20 protein-coding genes are annotated in these 23006 nt (G+C 32.9%); 18 read left to right on the top strand and 2 right to left on the bottom strand.

Going from position 1 to position 23006, the window contains the following annotated elements; genetic code table 11:
• Nucleotides 1-10: 10 nt before the first annotated feature.
• On the bottom strand, nucleotides 11-424 hold the full coding sequence (locus CN946_RS14810) for a GNAT family N-acetyltransferase (protein WP_286133936.1): 414 nt from the start codon (nucleotides 422-424) through the stop codon (nucleotides 11-13).
• 147 nt (nucleotides 425-571) lie between these two features.
• On the opposite strand from CN946_RS14810, the gene CN946_RS14805 reads away from it, so the two are divergent.
• The 17 genes from CN946_RS14805 (at nucleotide 572) to ftsZ (ending at nucleotide 21173) form a co-directional block, all read left to right on the top strand.
• Nucleotides 572-1459, top strand: a complete 888-nt coding sequence (locus tag CN946_RS14805; RefSeq protein ID WP_098861868.1) for a 2-dehydropantoate 2-reductase — start codon at nucleotides 572-574, stop codon at nucleotides 1457-1459.
• 6 nt (nucleotides 1460-1465) lie between these two features.
• Nucleotides 1466-1858, top strand: a complete 393-nt coding sequence (locus CN946_RS14800; protein ID WP_056471117.1) for a DUF3397 family protein — start codon at nucleotides 1466-1468, stop codon at nucleotides 1856-1858.
• A gap of 26 nt (nucleotides 1859-1884) precedes the next feature.
• Nucleotides 1885-3513: a bacillithiol biosynthesis cysteine-adding enzyme BshC gene (gene bshC, locus CN946_RS14795; protein ID WP_098861867.1), complete on the top strand. Its 1629-nt coding sequence runs from the start codon at nucleotides 1885-1887 to the stop codon at nucleotides 3511-3513.
• Nucleotides 3514-3717: 204 nt separating this feature from the next.
• Complete coding sequence (mraZ, locus tag CN946_RS14790) at nucleotides 3718-4149, top strand: division/cell wall cluster transcriptional repressor MraZ (protein ID WP_098427056.1); 432 nt, start codon at nucleotides 3718-3720, stop codon at nucleotides 4147-4149.
• Nucleotides 4150-4180: 31 nt separating this feature from the next.
• The gene (gene rsmH, locus CN946_RS14785) at nucleotides 4181-5113 is read left to right on the top strand and encodes a 16S rRNA (cytosine(1402)-N(4))-methyltransferase RsmH (protein WP_056471111.1); all 933 of its coding nucleotides are present in this window, start codon (nucleotides 4181-4183) and stop codon (nucleotides 5111-5113) included.
• A gap of 12 nt (nucleotides 5114-5125) precedes the next feature.
• Nucleotides 5126-5491: a cell division protein FtsL gene (ftsL, locus tag CN946_RS14780; protein WP_098861866.1), complete on the top strand. Its 366-nt coding sequence runs from the start codon at nucleotides 5126-5128 to the stop codon at nucleotides 5489-5491.
• An 11-nt stretch (nucleotides 5492-5502) separates the two neighbouring features.
• Entirely contained in the window at nucleotides 5503-7695 is a 2193-nt protein-coding gene (locus CN946_RS14775) for a penicillin-binding protein (RefSeq protein WP_098861865.1), read from the top strand.
• A gap of 132 nt (nucleotides 7696-7827) precedes the next feature.
• Nucleotides 7828-9780, top strand: a complete 1953-nt coding sequence (locus CN946_RS14770) for a stage V sporulation protein D (protein ID WP_098861864.1) — start codon at nucleotides 7828-7830, stop codon at nucleotides 9778-9780.
• A gap of 25 nt (nucleotides 9781-9805) precedes the next feature.
• Nucleotides 9806-11272 (top strand): UDP-N-acetylmuramoyl-L-alanyl-D-glutamate--2,6-diaminopimelate ligase, encoded by a 1467-nt coding sequence (locus tag CN946_RS14765; RefSeq protein WP_098861863.1) that lies wholly within the window; start codon nucleotides 9806-9808, stop codon nucleotides 11270-11272.
• A gap of 105 nt (nucleotides 11273-11377) precedes the next feature.
• Nucleotides 11378-12352, top strand: a complete 975-nt coding sequence (mraY, locus tag CN946_RS14760; RefSeq protein WP_025569060.1) for a phospho-N-acetylmuramoyl-pentapeptide-transferase — start codon at nucleotides 11378-11380, stop codon at nucleotides 12350-12352.
• Nucleotides 12353-13705 carry a UDP-N-acetylmuramoyl-L-alanine--D-glutamate ligase gene (gene murD, locus CN946_RS14755; protein ID WP_098861862.1) on the top strand — a complete coding sequence of 451 codons (1353 nt, stop codon included), beginning with the start codon at nucleotides 12353-12355 and terminating at the stop codon, nucleotides 13703-13705. It abuts the gene before it with no gap.
• 34 nt (nucleotides 13706-13739) lie between these two features.
• Nucleotides 13740-14840, top strand: coding sequence for a stage V sporulation protein E (gene spoVE / locus CN946_RS14750; protein WP_141546920.1), 1101 nt, complete (start codon nucleotides 13740-13742; stop codon nucleotides 14838-14840).
• Nucleotides 14841-15066: 226 nt separating this feature from the next.
• The gene (gene murG, locus CN946_RS14745; protein ID WP_098427049.1) at nucleotides 15067-16158 is read left to right on the top strand and encodes an undecaprenyldiphospho-muramoylpentapeptide beta-N-acetylglucosaminyltransferase; all 1092 of its coding nucleotides are present in this window, start codon (nucleotides 15067-15069) and stop codon (nucleotides 16156-16158) included.
• A gap of 74 nt (nucleotides 16159-16232) precedes the next feature.
• Nucleotides 16233-17141 carry a UDP-N-acetylmuramate dehydrogenase gene (gene murB / locus CN946_RS14740; protein ID WP_098861861.1) on the top strand — a complete coding sequence of 303 codons (909 nt, stop codon included), beginning with the start codon at nucleotides 16233-16235 and terminating at the stop codon, nucleotides 17139-17141.
• A 595-nt stretch (nucleotides 17142-17736) separates the two neighbouring features.
• Complete coding sequence (locus CN946_RS14735; RefSeq protein WP_098861860.1) at nucleotides 17737-18492, top strand: cell division protein FtsQ/DivIB; 756 nt, start codon at nucleotides 17737-17739, stop codon at nucleotides 18490-18492.
• A 224-nt stretch (nucleotides 18493-18716) separates the two neighbouring features.
• Nucleotides 18717-19997 (top strand): cell division protein FtsA, encoded by a 1281-nt coding sequence (gene ftsA, locus CN946_RS14730; protein WP_098231881.1) that lies wholly within the window; start codon nucleotides 18717-18719, stop codon nucleotides 19995-19997.
• A gap of 33 nt (nucleotides 19998-20030) precedes the next feature.
• Nucleotides 20031-21173 (top strand): cell division protein FtsZ, encoded by a 1143-nt coding sequence (gene ftsZ, locus CN946_RS14725; protein WP_098861859.1) that lies wholly within the window; start codon nucleotides 20031-20033, stop codon nucleotides 21171-21173.
• A 48-nt stretch (nucleotides 21174-21221) separates the two neighbouring features.
• Here ftsZ and CN946_RS14720 read toward each other — a convergent pair whose 3' ends face one another.
• A complete protein-coding gene (locus CN946_RS14720) occupies nucleotides 21222-21890 on the bottom strand; it encodes a class I SAM-dependent methyltransferase (protein ID WP_098427044.1) in 669 nt (222 codons plus the stop codon).
• A gap of 201 nt (nucleotides 21891-22091) precedes the next feature.
• Here CN946_RS14720 and spoIIGA point away from each other — a divergent pair, with 201 nt between their 5' ends.
• Nucleotides 22092-22997 (top strand): sigma-E processing peptidase SpoIIGA, encoded by a 906-nt coding sequence (gene spoIIGA / locus CN946_RS14715; RefSeq protein WP_254664651.1) that lies wholly within the window; start codon nucleotides 22092-22094, stop codon nucleotides 22995-22997.
• The last annotated feature ends 9 nt before the right edge of the window (nucleotides 22998-23006 follow it).

The raw sequence follows: 23006 nt of genomic DNA, 5'->3' as shown, positions 1-23006 counted from the left end.
TTTTTTGTCTTTATTTATTTTCAGGTTTCCAAATGACAAATTCAGAATCTGCCTCAATGAAACCTTGTTTTTTCCAAAATTCATTTGAATTTGCTCTTGGTATCGTTTTAATTGTTTTCTTAAAGGATTTAGCGAAATTTACTAATTCTTTTCCGTACCCATTCTTTTGATAATAAGGTAGAACTTCCATTTTATTAATTTCAATTAAATCTTCATTATTTTCACTATGTGTATATAAACTCATTCTGGCAATAAGTGCCTTGCCTAAGTATATACCATAGAAAGGAGATTGAAACTCGTTATCAATTAAATTTGATTCAAGATCTTCAAGCATTGATAGCTCTTGTAAACCGTAACCGGAAAATTGCTGAAATTGTTCAAGTGTTTTAAAATTTATTTGTAAACGTTCTATCTTGATGTTCAAAAAAGCTCCCCCTTAAAAAGAATGTAAATTTTTAATATTTTAAATATAATTATATCGTACAATTAAATTTAAAAAAAGATAGTTTCGGTGTAAATTTATTATCAAAAAGATAATAGTGGAAAAATAATTTTTCGATTGGAGAAATCAATGAAAATAGGCATAATTGGTGGTGGTGCCGTCGGTCTTCTTACAGCATCGTATTTGTATCAAAATAAACATAATGTTACATTGTTTACGAGAACAGAAGAACAGGCAAATCTTATAAATAACTTTGGTGTTATACTTTCAGTAGATGAAAAAACGAAACAAATGTGTATAACAGCAAAAAAATTATTACCTAAAATAGACGCGTTCGATCTATTAATTGTTTGTGTTAAGCAATATCATTTAAATCAAATCGTTAACACGTTAAATCAATATGAGGGTGAGAATATATTATTTCTTCAAAATGGAATGTCTCATATTGAAATCGTTAAAAATTTACCCATTCCAAATTGCTTTATAGGTATAGTTGAACACGGCGCATTAAAAACTTCTTCTAATGAAATAACGCATACTGGTAAGGGTATAATTCGAATTGGACAAATAAAAGGGAAAATAGATGTTTTAAATCGTTTATCAAGTTTACATACAGCTGAGTTTCCAATTAAAAGCCAAGTTGATTGGGAGTATATACTTAAACAAAAGTGTTTAATAAATTGTGTTATTAACCCTTTAACGTCTATATTGAACGTTCGAAATGGTGAATTAATCACTAATGAGTATTTTAAACCAATTTGTAAATTATTATTTAATGAGGTTGCAACGATCCTAGATTTAAATAACCAAAAAGAGTGGGATAAAATAGTAGAAATATGTGAGAAAACGAAAGAAAACTACTCATCAATGAACCGAGATCTATTTCACGGCAGAGAAACAGAAATTGAAAGTATGCTAGGGTTTGTTAAAAAATTGGCAATTAATAAAAAAATAAATGTACCGACAATTGAACTTGTGTACAATAGTATAAAAGGACTTGAGAAGAAAAAGGGGTAATTCTTTTTGGAAAAATTTTTCATTTTCTTTATTTCACTATTAATTGAATTTCCGATTTTTTCAACAATATTTATCTATATGTTTTTAAAATTATTTTTTAAAAATAACAAGCGTAAACTTTTGCTTTTTACGTTAGATTTATCTACAATTCTATATATTAGTTCATTTTATTTTGTTTTAAATATGATTTTTCCGACTGCAACAGGTTGGATATTAATTAATTTATTATTGGTTATCTTATTTATTAGTATTATTCTTCAATGGAAAGCAAAAAGAGATATTCGGTTTACTAAGCTACTTAAAGGTTTTTGGAGAATGTCATGTATTTTGTTTATTATTCTTCACTGTATTACCGTGTTGGCTGGTTTAGTTTTAAAAATAACTGAGTATAATGCTTAATTGAAGAGCGAGAGAGGAAGTTCGTAATGCAAATTAGTAAAGTCCATTTAGACGGGCAAAATAAATTGCTGAATGATTTTGTAAATGGAAATGAAGTAATTTCTTCTTTCTTTGGTGAAAATCCATTAGTAAAGGAAGAAATGGAATATAGAATTAAAAATGTAATGGAGCGTTCTTATAATCGCACAGGATTAGTTAATGCACTAGAGAAGTTTCATCATAAGCATCATGCAAGTAATGAATCATTAGAAAATGTAAAAAAATTACTTAATAACGATTCATTTGTTGTAATTGGTGGACAACAAGCTGGCTTATTAACTGGCCCATTGTATTCTATTCATAAAATTATTTCAATTATTCAATTGGCTAAGAAATATGAAAAGGATCATGGTCTAACAGTTGTCCCAGTATTTTGGATTGCTGGCGAGGACCATGATATAGATGAAATTAACCATATCCATACAATTGAGAACAATACAGTAAAAAAACAAACCTTTTATCAAAAAACGACTTATTCCCATGCTGCTTCTAGAACAGAATTAGATCAACAGGAAATGAAAAAGTGGATTGATAAAATCGTTAAAACTTTTGATGAAACGAATTATTCGAAAGATTTACTTGAACAACTATATTCGATGATTGAGCAATCTACTACTTACGTAGATTTTTTTGCGAAAATTATTTTTAAATTGTTCAAAAAAGAGGGACTTGTCTTAATTGATGCCGACGATCCGAATGTCCGTGAGTTGGAATCAGCTTTATTTAATGAGATGATTCAAAAGCAAGAGAATGTCAGAGGGGTTTTAAAGGATACGAAAAGCAGATTAATAAAATCTGGGTACCACGAAACACTTCAAATTTCTGAACAGTGCATTCATCTTTTTTACCATAGTAATGAAGGTAGACAGTTACTTGAAGTTTCTGAAAGTGAAGATGTTTTTCAAACAAAAAATAAGAATTATCAATTCTCTAAACTTGAGTTGATCAAAATCGCTAATGAACAGCCAGCCTTATTAAGCAATAATGTCGTTACTAGACCAGTCATGCAGGAGTATTTATTTCCTACATTAGCATTTGTCGGTGGCCCTGGTGAAATTGCTTATTGGGCTGAGTTAAAGGACATTTTTAATCTATTTAACCTTCAAATGCCACCTGTGTTTTTAAGACATATGTTTACTATTTTTGAAAGAAATATTGTATCAGCATTAGAAGATTTTTCATTAGATATTAATGATGTGCTGAAAACATCATTAGAAGAGAAGAAAGTAAAATGGATTAAAGACCAAGTAAAACTAGACTATAAAGAAGTGTTTTGCCATGCTAAAAAATCTTTAGAAGAATTGCATAAACCTCTTCATGATGTAACGAATAAAGTAACACCTAACTTAAAGGATTTTTCTATAAAGAATTATTTAAAGATAGAAGAACAAATTCTACTTTTAGAACGAAAAATAGAAGAAACAATTTTAAAGCAAAATGAAGAGCAAATTGAAAAGTGGAATCGAATCATCTGTTCAATTTCTCCTAATGGGAAACCACAGGAACGAACACTAAATATTCTCTACTATATTAATAAATATGGTTTTGATTTTGTTCATGAGCTTTGTGATTTAAACCTATCATGGGATTACGCCCATCAAATTGTAAAAATTTAAGCCGATATTCAAAATATTGCCTTTATTAATATGAATAGTTGTTTTTTATAAGAAACAAACATTGAAATAAGCTGAATTTTATAATAAAAATGAAATCCTGCTGCACTGTTAGCAGGATTTTTTTGTTTTTTAAAGAATTTTTTAGAAAAGGTGGTAAGAAGTGGGGGAATGTGGTAAGTTTGTGTTAGAAAGTGGGGGAATAGGATGTTTATCGGTGAATATCAACATAATATCGATGTAAAAGGACGTCTTATTATACCTTCTAAATTTCGAGACAAGCTTGGTGAAAACTTCATTGTTACAAGAGGTTTGGATCAATGCTTATTTGGCTATTCATTGGCCGAATGGAGTGTAATTGAAGATAAACTGCGCACACTACCACTAACTAAAAAAGATGCGAGAGCATTTACCCGTTTTTTCTTCTCAGGGGCAATGGAATGTGAGATGGATAAGATGGGGAGAATTAATATAACACCTAACTTACGCAGTTATGCAAAATTAGAAAAAGAATGTGTAGTAGTTGGTGTTACAAATCGAATTGAGATTTGGGATTTAACAACTTGGAATACATATATGAATGAATCAGAAGAGTCATTTGGTGAGTTAGCAGAAAACTTAATCGGATTTGACTTGTAAAAATTAACAAATTGAAAGTAGTGAAAGCATCATGTTTGAACATATTACGGTTTTATTAAAAGAAACTGTTGATTCTTTAGATATTAAGGAAGATGGCATTTATGTAGATTGTACACTTGGCGGTGGAGGTCATAGTGAATACTTACTATCTCAACTTTCGTCAAAGGGTAGATTAATCGCTTTTGACCAAGATGAAACAGCAATTAGACATGCAAAAGAGCGATTGAATAAATATGAAAATCAATTAACGATTGTAAAAAGTAATTTTAAGCATATAAAAGAAGAACTTCATAATTTAGGCATTTATGAAGTAGATGGAATCTTATTTGACTTAGGTGTGTCTTCGCCCCAATTAGACGTTGCTGAACGTGGATTTAGTTTTCATCAAGACGCACCACTTGATATGCGTATGAATCAAGAACAAACATTATCAGCATATGAAGTTGTAAATGACTGGCCTTATGAGCAGCTTGTGAAAATATTTTTCCGATATGGAGAAGAGAAATTCTCTAAACAAGTTGCAAGAAGGATTGAAGAATTAAGAGCTAAGAAACCGATTGAAACAACTTTTGAGTTAGTCGAAATCATTAAAGATGCAATACCTGCACCTGCAAGAAGAACAGGTGGACATCCTGCTAAAAGAATTTTCCAAGCAATTCGTATAGCTGTAAATGATGAACTAGGTGTATTTGAAGAAGCTCTAAAGGATGCAATTACCTTAATAAAACCAAAAGGAAGAATAAGTGTAATAACATTCCATTCATTAGAGGATCGCATTTGTAAAACGATTTTTAAAGAAGCTAGTTCACTTCCGCCGTTACCACCAGGTTTACCAATTATTCCAGATGAGTTTAAGCCGAAGTTAAAATTAGTGACAAGAAAGCCACTTTTACCAACAGATGAAGAAGTCGAATTTAATAAGCGAGCAAGATCTGCAAAGTTAAGGGTTGCAGAAAAATTATAAGGAGGGAAAATAATGAGTAATTTGGCTAGAAAGCTTCAACAAAAACAAGTTACTGATTTACAACAAAGACCTTCTAACAAGAAAAAACAAAAGAAAGTATCAAAAATTACACCTTTTGAGAAAATACTTTATTTAATATTTATTTTTGCATGCTTCTTTATGGGTACAAAAATCATTAAAACTCAAGCGGCAATATATGATACAAATTTAAAGATTCAAAATGTGAAAAATGAAATAGCGAATGGAAAACAGCATAACTCTGAGCTTAAAATGAAGATTGATGAATTAAGCACATATGAGCGCATATGGCAAAAAGCAAAAGAGTTAGGTTTAAATATTGATAGTAATAATGTAAAGTTTACCGACACTAGCAAGTAGGAGATTGTGATATGAGTAAGAAAAAGAATAAATACACAAATTATGGTATTCGTTGGTTTTTTCTAGGTACTTTACTCCTTTTTATATCACTTGTAGCTAGACTCGGCTATATACAATTATCAGACACAGTTGAAGGTAAAAATTTAAAAGTTTATGCTGATGAAAATTACAATACATCTCAAAAAATTCCAGCAAAAAGAGGAACAATCTATGATTCACATGGCGTTCCACTTGCGGAAGAGGTGACAGCATATACCGTGTCGGCAGTTCTAGATCCAAGAGCCTCTAAAAACTCGAAAGTGAAAAGGCATGTAGTAGACAAAGAAAAAACAGCTAGAGAATTATCATCAATTTTAGATATCGATGAATCGGAACTTTTAGCGAAATTAGGTAAACCCAAATATCAAGTTGAATTAGGACCAGGTGGAAGAAATATTTCTCAAAGCACAAAAGAACAAATTGAGAAATTAAAGCTACCTGGTATTGTTTTTACTCCTTCACAGCAGCGATACTATCCAAATGGTGTATTTGCTTCTCATACGTTAGGGTATACGAATGTAAATGATAATGGTGACCTAATTGGAGAAATGGGATTAGAAAAAGCATTGAATAATGAGTTAACCGAAAAAGATGGAAAAAGAAGTTTTTTACGTGATCGAAAAGGAAATATTTTACCATATGAAAATGAGAAGGTTACTCCTCCACATAATGGCGATGATGTGTATTTAACAATAGATACAAAGATTCAAAGTTTACTAGAAGATGCAATGACTAGCGTTGAAAAAAAATATGAGCCAGAAAAGATTATGGCAATCGTTTCTGATCCAAAAACCGGTAAAATTGTTGCAATGAGTAATCGACCTAGCTTCAATCCGAATATTCATGACATTACAAACTATACAAATGACCCGATTTCATATGCAATTGAAGCAGGTTCTACGATGAAAATATTCACTTTAGGTGCTGCAATGAATGAAGGCGTTTATAATGGAAATGAATATTTCCAATCAGGTCGATATAAAGTACCAGGTGGAGGCACTGTCCATGACGTGAATCGAAACGGATGGGGTTCAATTACTTTTGACGAAGGGATTCAAAGGTCCTCAAACGTTGGTATTTCGATACTACTTAATGAAAAATTAGGTGCAGATCGCTTTTTACAATACTATAAAAACTTTGGGTTTACACAAAAAACGAATATTAATCTTCCAGGTGAATCAAGTGGTAAATTAGTATTTAATTATCCACTTGAAAAAACAACAACTGCTTTTGGACAAGGATCTACAGTAACTGGAATTCAAATTATCCAAGCTGCAAGTGCTATTGCTAACAATGGAAAAATGATGAAGCCATATATTGTAGATAAAATTGTCGCTCATGATACGAATAAAGTTATTAAAGACTATAAATCTCAGGTTGCTGGTAATCCAATATCAGAAGAAACAGCAAAAAGAGAGAGAGCGTTATTAGAAACGGTTATTACTGCGCCACATGGTACTGGGCATAACTATGCAATTGATGGTTATACTGTCGCTGGTAAAACTGGTACTGCCCAAGTTGTTGACGATCACGGGAAATATCTTAAAGGACGTGGTCAAAACCTTTTTTCATTTATCGGTATGGCACCTGCAGATAATCCAAAATTAGTCGTTTATGTAGCGATGCTTCGTCCAAAACTTGAAGCGACTGAGATCGGTTCAGATGGTGTTTCTGAAATCTTTAGAACTGTGACTAAGGGCGCATTAGAGTATATGAAGGTTGAGCCTGTTGAAAATGCCAAAGTAGACAAATTAATCGATAAAGAAAGTATAGAAATTCCGAATTTGAAAGGTCTAACTTTAGATGAAGCAAAATCTTTAGCTATATCTGAGGGATTGAAACCTGTATTATTAGGAAATGGGTTAGAAGTTACTGGTCAATCAATTAAGGCAAAAACTCAAGTTGTCAGAGGTACAAATATTTATCTTAAGACAAATGGAACAAATACCATGCCATCTATTATTGGTTGGTCAAAATCGGATGTTAACCGTTTAGGTAAATTATTCAAGCTAAATATCTCATCAAAGGGATCTGGATTTGTTACAAGTCAGAGTATTAAAGAAGATTCAGAGCTACGGGATCATGACTATTTAACGATTGAATTAAATAAACCTAATGGAGCGACAGACGAAGAAAAAGATGTAAAAGTAGATGTACAAGAGTAAAATGGCTGAAATAAGTTTAATTAAATAAAAATGACAATAGACCATTCTAGGACAATAAAAAGCTAGAAGGTCTATTGTATTTGGTACAAGCATATATTGAAACGAACATAATGTAGAGGAGTGTTCGTTTCGATGCGAGTATCTAATGTAACAGTTCGAAAACGATTATTTTTTGTATTCATTGGTGGTTTATTAATTTTTTCTATTATTGCAACGAGGCTTGGTTATGTACAATTTGCTATGGGTGATCTTTTAACTGAGCGAGCGAAAAATTCGTGGAGTCGAGATATTCCATTTGAACCAAAGCGTGGTGAAATTTTAGATCGTAATGGTGTTGCTCTTGCTACTAATAAAAGTGCTCCATCTGTATTAGTCGTTCCTAGGCAAATTAAAGATCCTAAGGAAGCGACTGAAAAACTTGCCCCAATTTTAAAAATCTCCGAAGTAAAACTTTATAAAATTTTAACAAAAAGATCTAGTATGGAACACATTCGAACAGAAGGTATAAAAATTACAAATGAGAAAGCTAAACAAATCCGAGATCTTAACATAGCTGGTGTATACATAGCAGAGGATTCTAAAAGATATTATCCTTTTGGTGACTATCTTTCTCATGTTTTAGGTTTTGCTGGAATCGATAATCAGGGTTTAAACGGATTAGAACTTTATTATGATAAGCAATTAAGTGGTGAAAAAGGTAGTGTACAATTTTATTCAGATGCTAAGGGTCAAAGAATGCCGAATATTGCAGATGACTATATTCCGCCAATTAATGGTTTAAACTTAAAATTAACTGTCGATTCGCGAATACAAACAATTCTTGAACGAGAAATGAATAATGCAACTGCTCAATATAATCCTGATTCAATGATTGGAATTGCGATGAATCCAAATACGGGAGAAATACTTGCAATGAGCAGTCGTCCAAGCTTCGATCCTACTAATTTTAAAAATGTTTCGCCTGAAGTATATAATCGAAATTTACCTGTTTGGTCAAATTATGAGCCAGGTTCAACGTTTAAGATTATTACACTAGCAGCTGCGTTAAATGAGGGATTAGTAGATTTGAATAAAGACCATTTTTATGATGATGGGGCTGCTGAAGTAGCTGGAGCTCGTTTGCGTTGTCATAAAAGAGGTGGACATGGCTCTCAGACATTCTTAGAAGTAGTTCAAAATTCATGTAACCCAGGTTTTGTAGAATTAGGTAATCGCTTAGGAGAAGATCGTTTATTTAAATATATTCGTAATTTTGGTTTCGGCAAAAAAACAGGAATTGATTTACAAGGTGAAGGATCAGGGATTTTATTCAGCATGGATCGCGTCGGTCCAGTTGAAGCAGCAACAACTGCTTTTGGTCAAGGTGTATCAGTAACACCAATTCAGCAAGTTGCAGCAGTTTCAGCTGCTATTAATGGAGGAATTCTTTACCAACCTTATATAGCTAAAGAGTTTGTAGATCCAGTTACAAACGAAGTAGTAAGTCGAAAAACACCAATTTCAAAAAGACGAGTTATTTCTCCAGATACATCTAAAAAGGTACGATTAGCTCTAGAAAGTGTTGTTGCACAAGGTACTGGTAAAGGTGCATTTGTGGAAGGGTATCGTGTTGGTGGTAAAACTGGAACAGCGCAAAAAGTAAAGGATGGGCGATACGATGATAGTAGCTTTATTGTTTCGTTTGTAGGTTTTGCACCGGCTGACGATCCTCAAATAGTAGTTTATATTGCAGTTGATAATCCAAAAGGTACTGTACAATTTGGGGGAGTTGTAGCTGCTCCAATCGTAGGGAATATTATTCGTGATAGTATGCAAGTTTTAGGCGTACCACCTAGAAAAAATCAAATCCCCAAAAAATTCATATACGGTGATACACCAACATATGAAGTGCCAAATTTAATTGGTTTGGAGAAAAAAGATTTGCAACCTTTGCTAGATACTTTTACTATTGAATATAGTGGCAGTGGAAATATTGTCGTTGACCAAGCACCAAAAGCAGGTGTTAAACTAAAAGAAGGTTCTAAAATAAGAATTTATTTAGGAACGAAAGAAGAAACTAAATCTAAAACTAAAGATAAAAAATGATTTAGTGAATACGAAAGGAATTACTATGAAACTTCATACTTTACTATCAAGATTAAAGCCTTTAGTGAATCTTCCATCTGAAAATCCGGAAATCACTGGGGTTGAAATGGATTCAAGAAATGTAAAACCAGGTTATTTATTCATCTGTATTGAAGGGTATACAGTGGATGGCCACAAGTACGTAAATCAAGCGATTGAAAAAGGCGCAGTAGCGATACTTGCACAAAAACCAATTGAATCGAGTGTTCCAGTAGCTTATGTGAAAGACACAAATCGTTCGATGGCTGTTGTTGGTAATGCCTTTTATGAAAACCCAACGCAAAAACTAAACCTAGTTGGTATTACTGGTACGAATGGTAAGACCACTACTTCATATATTATTGAAGAGATTGTTAAACATAATAAGAAAAAAACAGGTGTCATCGGCACAATTGGTATGAAAATAGGAGAAGAGGTTTTTGAAACAAAAAATACAACTCCTGATAGTTTAACTTTACAATCAATGTTTGCAAAAATGGTTGATGCAAATGTCGATACTGCAGTTATGGAAGTTTCTTCACATGCATTACACTTAGGGCGTGTTCATGGCTGTGAATATGATATAGCTGTTTTTACAAATCTATCACAAGATCATTTAGATTATCATGGAACGATGGAAGAATATAAAAAAGCTAAAGGTTTATTATTCTCTCAATTAGGTAATAGCTTCTCAACTCAAAAACCTAAATTTGCAATCCTAAATAATGATGATGCTGCTTCTGAAGAATATATGAAGTTTACACAAGCAAATCTAATAACTTATGGTTTAAGTAAAGAAGCTGACTTGTTTGCTGATGAAATTGAATTAACGAATGCGGGTACTAGATTCTCATTACATTTTTTAAATAAACAATATATTGTAGAAATGAATCTAATCGGAACATTTAATGTATATAATGTGTTAGCGGCAATTGGTGCAGGAATCGCATTAAATATAGAAATGGAGACAATCCTAGACGCAGTCGCGACGATTGAAGGAGTACCGGGACGTTTCCAAGCCGTTAATGCTGGGCAAGATTTTACAATTATTGTAGACTATGCACATACACCAGATAGTTTAGAAAATGTATTAAATACTGTTAAGCAATTTGCAAAAAATGATATTTTTACTGTTGTTGGTTGTGGTGGAGATCGTGATCGAACAAAACGACCACTTATGGGTAAGATTGCAGCGGATCTTTCTACAAAAGCGATCTTTACATCTGATAACCCAAGAACAGAAGACCCTACTTTAATTTTAGAAGACATGAAACGCGGATTAGAGCATAATAATATTACGGTAATAGAAGATCGTAAAAAAGCTATAACATTTGCGATCCAAAATGCAAAAAAACATGATATTATTGTTATTGCAGGTAAAGGTCATGAGACATATCAGATTGTAGGAACAAATGTTTCACATTTTGATGATGTTGAAGAAGCTAAAGAAGCTATTTTGCAAAGAAGAGGATAGTATCCTCTTCTTTGTAATGTGAAAAATTGATTTCATAATTCTTTAGAAAAGAATTAAACTATTAAGTAAACAACAAAGAAGAGAACTTAGAAAGGAGGGCGTATAATGCTAGAACCGTCAATTTTAGTTGCTATGATTTCAGCATTTATCATTGCAGTCATTTTATCGCCTATTTTTATACCGTACTTAAGAAAACTTAAATTTGGACAGAGTATTCGAGACGAAGGTCCACAATCTCATAAAAAGAAATCAGGAACCCCAACAATGGGTGGGATTATCATATTAATTGCTTTAAGTTTATCTGCACTTTTAATTTCTATGTATTTTGATGTTTTATCAACACGTACATATGTATTATTATTTGTCACAATTTGTTTTGGAGTAATTGGATTTTTAGATGACTATATTAAGGTTGTTAAAAAAAGAAACCTAGGACTAACATCTAAACAAAAATTCATTTGCCAAGTTATTGTGTCAATCATTGTCTTTTTTGCAATACGTGCTATGGGAATCTCTACATCTATTTCGATACCAGGGACACATTATTCATTTGATTTAGGCTTTATCTATGTATTATTAATTATCTTTATGCTAGTTGGTACTTCAAACGCTGTAAATTTAACAGATGGATTAGATGGACTTGTATCAGGTACAGCAGCAATCGCATTTGGTGCATATGCAGTACTTGCTTATAACCAACACCAGTTGGATGTGGCAATATTTTCAATAGCAGTTGTAGGAGCTGTATTAGGTTTCTTAGTATTTAATGCACACCCTGCAAAGGTATTTATGGGAGATACGGGCTCATTAGCATTAGGTGGGGCGCTTGCTGCAATTGCAATCGTTACACACTTAGAAATTTTACTTGTTATTATTGGTGGTATTTTTGTAATTGAAACACTATCAGTAATGATTCAAGTTGCATCTTTTAAAGCAACTGGTAAAAGGGTATTTAAAATGAGCCCTCTGCACCATCATTATGAATTATCTGGATGGTCAGAATGGCGTGTAGTTGTAACATTTTGGTTTGTAGGATTACTTTTTGCATTATTAGGAATCTATATTGAGGTGTGGATGTAATTGAATAACATATCGAATTTTCAAAATAAAAATGTATTAGTATTAGGAATGGCAAAGAGCGGTTATGCAGCTAGTAGATTATTAAAAAAATTAGGTGCGACTGTAACTGTTAATGATCGAACTCCTTTTGAACAAAATGAAATCGCACAAAAGCTAAAAAGTGAAGGTTTTAACGTAGTTTGTGGTGAGCATCCACTATCATTATTAGATAATCAACCATTTTGTATCGTCAAAAATCCAGGAATTCCATATACGAATCCATTATTAATAGAAGCTGTAAAGCGTAGTATTCCGGTCTATACGGAAATAGAGCTTGCATATTTAATAAGTGAAGCACCATTTGTCGGAATTACAGGCTCAAATGGGAAAACGACAACGACAACTTTAGCATTAAATATGTTACAAGAAGGCAATAAAAACCCACTTGTTGCAGGAAATATTGGTACTGTTGCATGTGAAGTTGCTGAAAATGCAAATGAAGATAATATTATTGTAACTGAACTTTCTTCATTTCAATTGATGGGAATCGAAAGTTTCCGACCAAAAATTTCATTAATCACAAATATTTTCGAAGCTCATTTAGACTATCATGGTACAAAAGATGAGTATATTAAGGCAAAAGCCAATATATTTAAAAATCAAACAGAAAATGATTTTGCTGTCGTTAATTTTGATGATGAGAATGTAATGGCAATGGCTTCTCAAATTAGAGCGAAAATTATTCCATTCTCTACAACTAAAATTATGCAAGATGGTGCATATGTTCAAAATGGCTTTGTTTATTTTAAAGAGAAAAAAGTGATTGAAGTTGAAAAAATTGTCTTACCAGGTAAACATAATCTAGAAAATATTTTAGCAGCAGTAGCAATTTCTAAACTACTTGATGTTGAAAACGATGCGATTGTAAAGGTATTAACAACTTTCACTGGTGTAGAGCACCGACTTCAGTTTGTTACCGAAATAAATAAGAGAAAGTTTTATAATGATTCAAAAGCTACTAATATTTTAGCAACACAAAAAGCAATTTCTTCTTTTCAAAAACCAGTCATTTTAATAGCTGGTGGATTAGATCGAGGAAATGGTTTTGACGATTTAATTCCTTATTTTAAAAATGTAAAAAAAATGGTCACTTATGGTCAAACAGCAGAAAAATTAATTGAATCAGCAGAAAAAGCAGGAATGAAAGCAGTAAAATCGGTAGATAATGTTGAAGATGCTGTAAATGAAGCATTCGCTCATTCAGAAGTTGGAGATATTATTTTATTGTCACCTGCTTGTGCAAGCTGGGATCAATTTAAGACTTTTGAAGAACGTGGTAATAAATTTATACAAGCAGTGCATAAGTTAATGTAAGGCTTGTTTAATTCAAAAGTTGAGGTGTATTTAAGTGCCAACAAAGAAAAATAGTCCTGACATGATTCTTGTTCTCGTTACGCTATCATTATTAACAGTAGGTATGATTATGGTTTACAGTGCTAGTGCAATATGGGCATCTTATAAGTTTCATGATTCGTTCTTTTTTGCTAAACGGCAATTATTATTTGCTGGGGTTGGAGTAGTTGGAATGTTTGTTGTTTCAAATATTGACTACTGGCTTTTCAAAACACATGCAAAAAAAATATTAATCGCTTGTTTTATCTTGTTGGTACTTGTACTTGTACCAGGAGTTGGTCTAGTACGAGGTGGTGCACGAAGTTGGATTGGAATTGGTGCATTCTCGATCCAGCCCTCTGAGTTTATGAAACTTGGAATGATGGTATTTCTATCAAAATACTTAGCAGATAACCAGAAAAATATTACGTCTTTTAAAAAGGGTCTTGTACCAACATTAGGTCTTGTATTTTTGGCATTTGGTTTAATAATGCTTCAACCAGATTTAGGAACAGGTACAGTAATGGTAGGTACTTGTGTAATCATCATATTCGTAGCTGGAGCAAGAATTTCTCATTTTATGGGATTGGGGATTGTTGGGGTTGCAGGCTTTGTTGGCCTAATAGCTTCTGCTCCATATCGAATAAAAAGGATTACATCATTTCTAGATCCATGGTCTGATCCATTAGGAACTGGATTCCAAATTATTCAATCACTATACGCAATTGGTCCTGGTGGATTATTTGGTTTAGGATTGGGACAAAGTAGACAAAAATTTATGTATTTGCCAGAACCACAAACTGATTTTATCTTTGCTATTTTAACAGAAGAATTAGGATTTATTGGCGGAACGTTTGTCATCTTACTATTCTCTTTATTACTTTGGAGAGGGATCCGAATTGCTTTAAGTGCACCTGATTTATTCGGTACTTTTTTAGCAGTAGGAATTGTCTCAATGATTGCAATACAAGTAATGATTAATATAGGCGTTGTAATAGGCTTAATGCCTGTTACAGGGATTACATTACCATTTTTAAGCTATGGTGGTTCATCTCTAACATTAATGCTATTAGCCGTAGGTGTATTATTAAATATTAGTAGACATGCGCGTACATAAAAGGACCGACTCAAATTGAAACAAGTACATTTTGTACTTGAATTTTTCAAAAATGAGTCGGTCCTTTTTATGTAGTAACACAATTGTTCTTGCCTATTTAATTTACAATTAGTGCGTTTTCTTTATTTTTATAGAAAAAACAATTAGAATGATAGTGATAAAATTGGTATAATAACTACTTAAACTGCTTAAAGTTATTTATGTATTGTAATTTAGGAGGATCTTTATGAAAATTTTAGTTAGTGGTGGGGGTACTGGTGGTCATATTTATCCAGCACTTGCGCTAATTAAAGAGTTAAAAAAACAAGATTCCAATGTAGAATGTTTATATGTTGGTACAGAAAATGGATTAGAAAAAGGGATTGTATCTAAAGCAAACATACCTTTTAAATCTATTGTTATTACAGGGTTCAAGAGAAGCATATCATTAGAGAATTTTAAAACAGTCTATCGATTCTTAAAGGGTGTATCAGATAGTAAGAAAATAATTCGTGAATTTAAGCCAGATGTAGTCGTTGGAACTGGTGGATATGTTTGTGGTCCTGTTGTTTACGCAGCAGCAAAACTAGGGATTCCGACAGTTATACATGAACAAAATAGTATACCTGGACTAACAAATAAGTTTTTAAATCGATATGTAACAAAAGTTGCAATTTGTTTTGAAGAGGTTGCTGACTATTTTAATAAAGAGAAAGTAGTGTTTACTGGAAACCCGAGGGCTTCTGAAGTACTTGGAAAATCAAATCCAGCAGTTTTAGAAACATTAGGGCTAAAATCAGGTAAACGCACAGTGCTAATTGTTGGTGGTTCGAGGGGAGCAAGACCGATTCATCAAGCGTTTTTAAAAAGTGTCAATCAATTAGGTGAAAAAGATTACCAAATGATTTATGTAACAGGCGAAGTACATTACGATTCTGTCATTGAGGAAATAAATAAAGTAGGTAACCCAGAAAATGTAGTGGTTAAGCCATTTTTACATAATATGCCTGAAATATTAAGAGAAGTGGATTTAGTTGTATCAAGAGCGGGGGCAACTACATTAGCAGAATTAACTGCATTAGGAAAACCTAGTATTCTAATACCAAGCCCATATGTAACGAATAATCATCAAGAAGTTAATGCTAGATCACTTGAGAAAAATGGTGCGGCAATTGTTATATTGGAAAAAAATTTCAATAGTGAATATTTAGTAACTGAAATTGAAAAAGTATTACTAAATCCTATTAAACTTGAAGAGATGAAAAATGCATCATTAAAAATGGGTGTACCAGATGCTGCAAAAAAACTAGTAAATGTATTAGAGAAAATACGTAAATGAACTTGCACGAACAAGTTTGAAATAAAATAGAAATATAATAGAGGATACTATAAGCTAAAGGGGGAAAATAACGAATGTTTGAATCAAAATTAAAGGAAATATTAAATGACTCGAGTCTTCTAATAAATGAGCCTTTAGCAAATCATACGACAATGAAAATTGGAGGACCAGCTGAGTATTTGGTCATTCCTAAAACTGTGAATGAAATAAAAGAGATTATTAACCTTGCAAATGAACATGGCGTAAATGTGACTGTAATTGGTAGAGGATCAAATTTACTTGTATCGGATCAAGGTATTGAAGGTGTCGTAATTAAAATTAGTGATTGCTTAGACCATATTGAAGTAGAAGGTACAAAAGTAGTTGTAGGTGCAGGATATTCAGTTATTCGTTTAGCTACTCAACTAAGTAGAAAAGGATTATCTGGTCTAGAGTTTGCAAGTGGAATTCCTGGTAGTGTTGGTGGCGGTGTATATATGAATGCAGGTGCTCATCAATCCGATTTTTCAAATATTACTTCTAGAGCACATATTCTATTTCCTGATGGAACGATGGAATGGTTATCAAATGAAGAATTAGACTTTTCATATCGAACTTCAGTTTTACAACATAAACGTAAAGGATTTGTATTAGAAGCAGAACTTCAGCTTCAAGAAGGATCAAAAGAAGTTTCAACTGCTTTAATGCAAAAAAACAAAGATTATCGAAGAGAAACACAACCTTGGAATTATCCATGTGCTGGAAGTATTTTCCGTAATCCATTACCACAGTATGCTGGTAATTTAATTGAACGTGCAGAATTAAAAGGATATCAAATTGGTGGTGCGAAGGTTTCTGAAATGCATGGTAACTTTATTGTAAATGCTGGAAATGCCACTTCAAAAGATGTATTAGATTTAATAGCATTTATTAAGAAAACTATATTAGAAAAATTTAATGTGCAACTTGAAACAGAAGTAGAAATTGTTGGGAAAAAAATGTAAGTTTCTTCTAAACTAACCATATTATATGCTATAATTTACATAGCATATGATGACCAAGATAGAATGGCATTCATTTGCTATTCTATTTTTTATTATTCTATTATTAAGTCAAGAACACTCGTGATGTAAATTATGAGATGAATCGACTTCGGATGCAATATAGTATTAAAAAAACGTCATATTATTTTACTATACTAGTATCCGACATGAAGTATAAGATAAAATCATATCGGACACTTGAACTAGAACGAATTCAAGTATGGTGCTTGTTGCGTGAATAGAACTTGTTTGGTGGCTGTCGTTCGCCAATACCTCTCGAGAGTCGCAAAGAGAACAACCGTAATACCTCTTTAGTATAAAATCAAGCTGAGTGCGTTTCACCTAGCGTTAGGAAAACTTAACCGTAGGGACTACGGGGATAGCTTGGTAAATAAAAGAAACCTCTGCTAGTAAAGAAATATGCTAGCAAGTATGCTTTGTTCCCAAGAATCTCGTAACTTTAGTCATGAGTAGTTCAATATTCTTAAATTACTTCTTAAGCAAAAGTAAATTAAAAAGGTATTTTTAGTTGAACATTGATAATGGAGGCATATTTATGCAGGAAAATAAGATTATTAGTTTAGAAGACCGTGTACCTGTTTTACGTAATAAAAAACGTAAAAAAGCAAATTTGCGATTACTGGTCACAATTCTTGTGTTTTTTTCTTTGCTTTTATGTGTATTGTATTTCCAAACATCAATTGGTTCAAAAATTCACTTAGTAATTAATGGAAACCAACTGTACTCTGATAAAGAAATTCAAAAATTAGCCGATGTAAGCGTTGATGATAGCTTTTTGACAATTAGGTCAAAAAGGGTCGTAGATCAGCTTGAAAGTCAAAACACAATTCAATCTGCAATCGTACATAAAAGATTTCCTAATAAAGTAGAAATCGATGTAAAAGAATTTCAGCCTGTTGGACAAGGTTTATTCAGCGGGAAAAAGTATCTATTGTTAGAAAGCGGAGTCCTTATTAAAGAGAAAAATTCACTAGGAAATACTACAGCACCTGATTTAATTGGTTGGAAACAAGGAGACGAGTTGCAGGAAATGGCTGCGGAATTGAAAAAAATGCCACAAAGTATATTTCAATCAATTTCTGAAATAGATTATACTCCAAGTAAGGATGATCCTTTGTTAATAACGGTTTTTACGAATGAAGGGTATGAAGTAAGGACAACGATTCGAAAATTCTCAAATAAAATGTCAAATTACCCATTAATTCTAAAGTCAATACCTAAAGATCAAAAAGGGGTTATCCATTTAGAAGTTGGTGCGTATTTTTCTCCTTATAGTACTGATCCTAAATAGTCGATTTAACATTAGTTAACAGTACTTTCAAGTCTTTTTTAACTTTACATGTTAGTGTAGACTAGTAGTTAAATAGAAATAATGAAAAAAATTAAAAAGATTATGAAAAATCAAACTTAAAAAAGAGGAAAAACCCCGCAAATGTTGAATAGATGTCATATATGATATTTAAGAATGAATTGATGCTCGATTATAATAGATAGTGAGAAAAAGGAGGTGCCATCATGAACAGCAATGAGATCTATGTGAGTCTTGACGTTGGAACTTCAACAATTAAAGTAATCATAGGAGAACTAGTTAACGACACACTTAACATTATCGGTGTTGGTAATGTTAAATCTTCAGGCTTAAAACGTGGGTCAATAGTTGATATAGATGAAACAGTCAAATCAATCAAAAAAGCAATTGATCAAGCAGAAAGAATGGTTGGCATTCATATTGACAAAGTAATTGTAGGGGTTAGTGCCAATCAAGTGCAATTGATTAGTACTAACGGCGTAGTAGCAGTTTCTAAAGAAAATAAAGAAATTGACAATGAAGATGTTTTAAGAGTAATGGATCAGGCTCAAGTAATTTCTATACCACCGGAAAGAGAAATTATCGATGTTGTTCCACATGAATACATTGTTGATGGCCTTTCTGAGGTAAAAGACCCAAGAGGAATGATTGGTGTACGGTTGGAAATGGAAGGTACATTAATCACTGGTTCAAGAACTCTAGTACATAATATACTTCGTTGTGTTGAAAGAGCGGGGTTAGAGGTAACGGATATATGTCTACAACCTATGGCTGCAAGTACGATAGGACTAAAGCAGGATGAGAAAAACTTAGGTGTAGCACTTGTTGATATCGGTGGAGGCTCAACTACAATTTCTCTTTTTAGAGAGGGTGTATTAATGGCAACGTCAGTCCTACCTGTTGGAGGAGACCATATTACAAAAGACATATCGATTGGACTGAAAACTTCAACAGAAGATGCAGAAAAAATTAAAGTGAAATTTGGACATGCTTTTTATGATACTGCATTACCTGAAGAAGTTTTAAGTGTACCAATAATGGGTAGTGAACAACATCAACAATACAGTCAACAAGAAATTTCCGATATTATTGAAGCTAGATTAGAAGAAATCCTCATTATGGTTCAAAATGAGCTTGTAAGAATGAGGGGAAGCAATTTACCAGGTGGATTTGTTCTAACTGGTGGTACAGTAACAATGACTGGTGTAATCGATTTAGCTCAAAAAGTATTTAAAAACAATGTAAGGGTTGCAACACCAGATTATATAGGTGTAAGAGAACCTCAATACATTACTGGTGTAGGTTTAATCAAGTATGCTTTTTATAAATCAAAAATGCGTGGAAAAAAACTTAGCTCTAATATTGCATTCGAATCAAATGAACGAAAACCTGTAGCTGTTTCAAATTCAAATACAAAACCAAAACAGCAGGATGAAGAGCGCGTCATGAGTAAAGTTAAGAGCATTTTTAAATATTTATGGGATTAAATTTGTTGAATTTGAAAAGTAGGGGGATCAATCATGTTAGATTTTGATACAAATGTAGATGCTTTAGCGAAGATAAAAGTAATTGGTGTAGGTGGCGGAGGAAATAACGCCGTTAACCGAATGATTGAACATGGAGTACAAGGTGTAGATTTTATTGCTGTGAATACTGATGCACAAGCTCTTAATCTATCAAAAGCTGAAGTGAAAATGCAAATTGGTGGCAAACTTACTCGTGGTTTAGGGGCAGGAGCTAATCCAGAGGTAGGTAAAAAAGCAGCAGAAGAAAGTAGAGAACAATTACAAGAAGCTCTTAAAGGAGCTGACATGGTATTCGTAACTGCTGGAATGGGTGGAGGTACAGGAACAGGTGCAGCTCCAGTAATTGCACAAGTAGCAAAAGAATTAGGTGCATTAACTGTAGGTGTAGTTACTCGTCCATTTACATTTGAAGGTAGAAAGCGTTCAACTCAAGCGGCAACTGGAATCGCTGCAATGAAGGAAAGCGTTGATACTTTAATTGTTATTCCTAATGACCGATTATTAGAAATCGTTGATCGTAATACCCCAATGCTTGAAGCATTCCGTGAAGCAGATAATGTACTTCGTCAAGGGGTTCAAGGTATTTCTGACTTAATCGCTGTTCCGGGATTAATTAACCTTGACTTTGCAGATGTTAAGACAATTATGTCTAATAAAGGTTCTGCATTAATGGGTATCGGTGTTGCTGGTGGAGAAAACCGTGCGGCAGAAGCAGCTAAAAAAGCTATTTCTAGTCCATTATTAGAAACTTCAATTAATGGTGCGCAAGGTGTACTTATGAATATCACTGGTGGAACTAACTTAAGCTTATATGAAGTTCAAGAAGCAGCAGATATCGTATCGACTGCATGTGATGCAGAAGTAAATATGATTTTCGGTTCTGTAATCAATGAAAACTTAAAGGATGAAATTATTGTAACGGTTATTGCGACTGGATTTGAAGGTGTTATTACAGCACCACCTACTCCAAAACCAATGGCGAGACAAACAATTTCAACACCAACACCAACTCCACAACCAACTATTAAACGCGAACCAATTCGCGAAGAAGCTCCGGTTGTAGAAACGACTAAAAATGTAACTAGTCTTGATGACTTAGATATTCCGGCGTTCTTACGTAATCGTAAAAGACGCTAATAATTGTAAAAAAACCAAGATAAGATGATTCTCTTATCTTGGTTTTTTTCATTCTTTCGAGTAGTGATTTTGTAAATTAGTTAGATCACTAATGACACTCTTGAACTTTTCGTTATAGCCTTTAGGGAATAAAACACCTAAACCATGTGAGTGTGTAAATTCAAAAGATGGGAGTTGTTGTTTAATGCCTTCCCAAAATTTATAAACCCCAAAATCTTGTATTCGTACTTCAGTATCATGGATTAAAACAATACCTTCTTTAGATACTTTTGGTAGCCAAGTGGTGTAATCATGTAGCACAGCTTCAAAAGTATGAAACCCGTCAATATGAAGTATGTCGATTGTATTATCTTCGAAATTCTGAATTGCTTCATCGAAAGACTTACGTAACATTTTAGCTTCTTTCTGATAATGTTTTTGAACAACTTCATGTACCGTATCAAAAACTTCATTACTATACAATCCACTATGCAGATCACCTTGCCAAGTATCAACTGCAAAACATTCACATGACAGATTATGATCTTTCACACTTTGACAAAAACAGAAAAAAGAAAAGCCAAAGTGGGTACCTAATTCTACAATTTTTTTTGGTTTCACGAATTGAACTAAATCGTAAGCGAATTTAGCGTGACCTTTCCAGGCAGAGTGCTGTCTAATTGATGGTTTAGTTCCATCAAACTCAAAAATGGGTGAATGAAATATCCAGCTTACCAAATCCTCACTCCTTATTGGGCAGATTTAATAGAAATTAAGTGAAAGATTTCTATAAAATATTGACCTGTCCAATCCATATTTCGAAAATGTATTGTCGAAAAACTCTTCAATAAAGCTTCCTTTTTTTGACAGACTTCTTACTGTGCTCATCCTATACTTACATATAAATGAATATTCTATAGAGGATGGCGAACAAAATTGGTGATATATGGCGATCTTGTTTGGTTATTAAACTTGTTAATGGACTTCTTGATCATTCAGTTGACAGGGTTAATTCTAAAAAGAAATGTATCTATTTTGCGGTCATTGTTAGGGGCATTGTTAGGTTCTATCGTTGTTTTAATGACGTTTACTCCTTATGCATATGTTGTTGGTTCACCCTTTATGAAAATATTATTATCGTTTTTCATCGTATTTTTTGCATTTGGACGTCAACGGATAATCACTTTTTTACAGCTATTAAGTATCTTCTATTTTTCAACATTCATTTTAGGTGGCGCATTATTAGGCTTACATTATTTATTTGCTACTAATGAATCAAATTTAACCAAGTCATCCTTTTATGGTGATCCCGTAAGCTGGTATTTTGTAATTGGAATGTTACCAATCGTCATATTTTACGCTAGAAAATCAATCAATCAGATTTCGTTTACAAAATGGAAATTGAATGAGATGTATGAAATGGAAATTGTGTGGCGGAATACTTCGATTAAAATTAGAGGGTTAATGGATAGTGGAAACTCTCTACATGAACCGCTTTCTAGGAAACCAGTTATTATTTTAGATTGTTCTACTAGTGATTATGGATTACCTATAGAACTAGTAAAGTTAGTTAGAGACTCTGAAAATACATTACATAATACTGAAGCACTCGATGTCTTAAGTTTTTTTCAAGGAACTTATATACCTTATAAAAGTATTGGTCAAAGTAATCAATTCCTCGTCGCAATAAAACCTACTGTTGTTAAATTGAAAATTAATGGGAAATGGTATTCATCGAGTTCGGTTTTAGTTGGATTGAGTCATGTTACTTTGTCTTCAGACAATTTATATGAATGTATCCTTCATCCAAAAATGATGCAGGGAACAATTAATGAAATTGCATAGGAGGTAGAA

The organism is Bacillus sp. AFS053548, assembly GCF_002575105.1.
GTDB lineage: Bacteria > Bacillota > Bacilli > Bacillales > Bacillaceae_G > Gottfriedia.
Note: the sequence above shows the minus strand (reverse complement) of the source record. Positions and strands in the feature narration are given on the sequence as shown.

Coding starts and splice junctions, on each gene's coding strand:
- ftsZ (WP_098861859.1), top strand. CDS start 20,031: ATGTTAGATTTTGATACAAATGTAGATGCTTTAGCGAAGATAAAAGTA.
- CN946_RS14770 (WP_098861864.1), top strand. CDS start 7,828: ATGCGAGTATCTAATGTAACAGTTCGAAAACGATTATTTTTTGTATTC.
- bshC (WP_098861867.1), top strand. CDS start 1,885: ATGCAAATTAGTAAAGTCCATTTAGACGGGCAAAATAAATTGCTGAAT.
- murG (WP_098427049.1), top strand. CDS start 15,067: ATGAAAATTTTAGTTAGTGGTGGGGGTACTGGTGGTCATATTTATCCA.
- CN946_RS14775 (WP_098861865.1), top strand. CDS start 5,503: ATGAGTAAGAAAAAGAATAAATACACAAATTATGGTATTCGTTGGTTT.
- mraZ (WP_098427056.1), top strand. CDS start 3,718: ATGTTTATCGGTGAATATCAACATAATATCGATGTAAAAGGACGTCTT.
- CN946_RS14735 (WP_098861860.1), top strand. CDS start 17,737: ATGCAGGAAAATAAGATTATTAGTTTAGAAGACCGTGTACCTGTTTTA.
- ftsL (WP_098861866.1), top strand. CDS start 5,126: ATGAGTAATTTGGCTAGAAAGCTTCAACAAAAACAAGTTACTGATTTA.
- murB (WP_098861861.1), top strand. CDS start 16,233: ATGTTTGAATCAAAATTAAAGGAAATATTAAATGACTCGAGTCTTCTA.
- rsmH (WP_056471111.1), top strand. CDS start 4,181: ATGTTTGAACATATTACGGTTTTATTAAAAGAAACTGTTGATTCTTTA.
- ftsA (WP_098231881.1), top strand. CDS start 18,717: ATGAACAGCAATGAGATCTATGTGAGTCTTGACGTTGGAACTTCAACA.
- mraY (WP_025569060.1), top strand. CDS start 11,378: ATGCTAGAACCGTCAATTTTAGTTGCTATGATTTCAGCATTTATCATT.
- CN946_RS14805 (WP_098861868.1), top strand. CDS start 572: ATGAAAATAGGCATAATTGGTGGTGGTGCCGTCGGTCTTCTTACAGCA.
- CN946_RS14765 (WP_098861863.1), top strand. CDS start 9,806: ATGAAACTTCATACTTTACTATCAAGATTAAAGCCTTTAGTGAATCTT.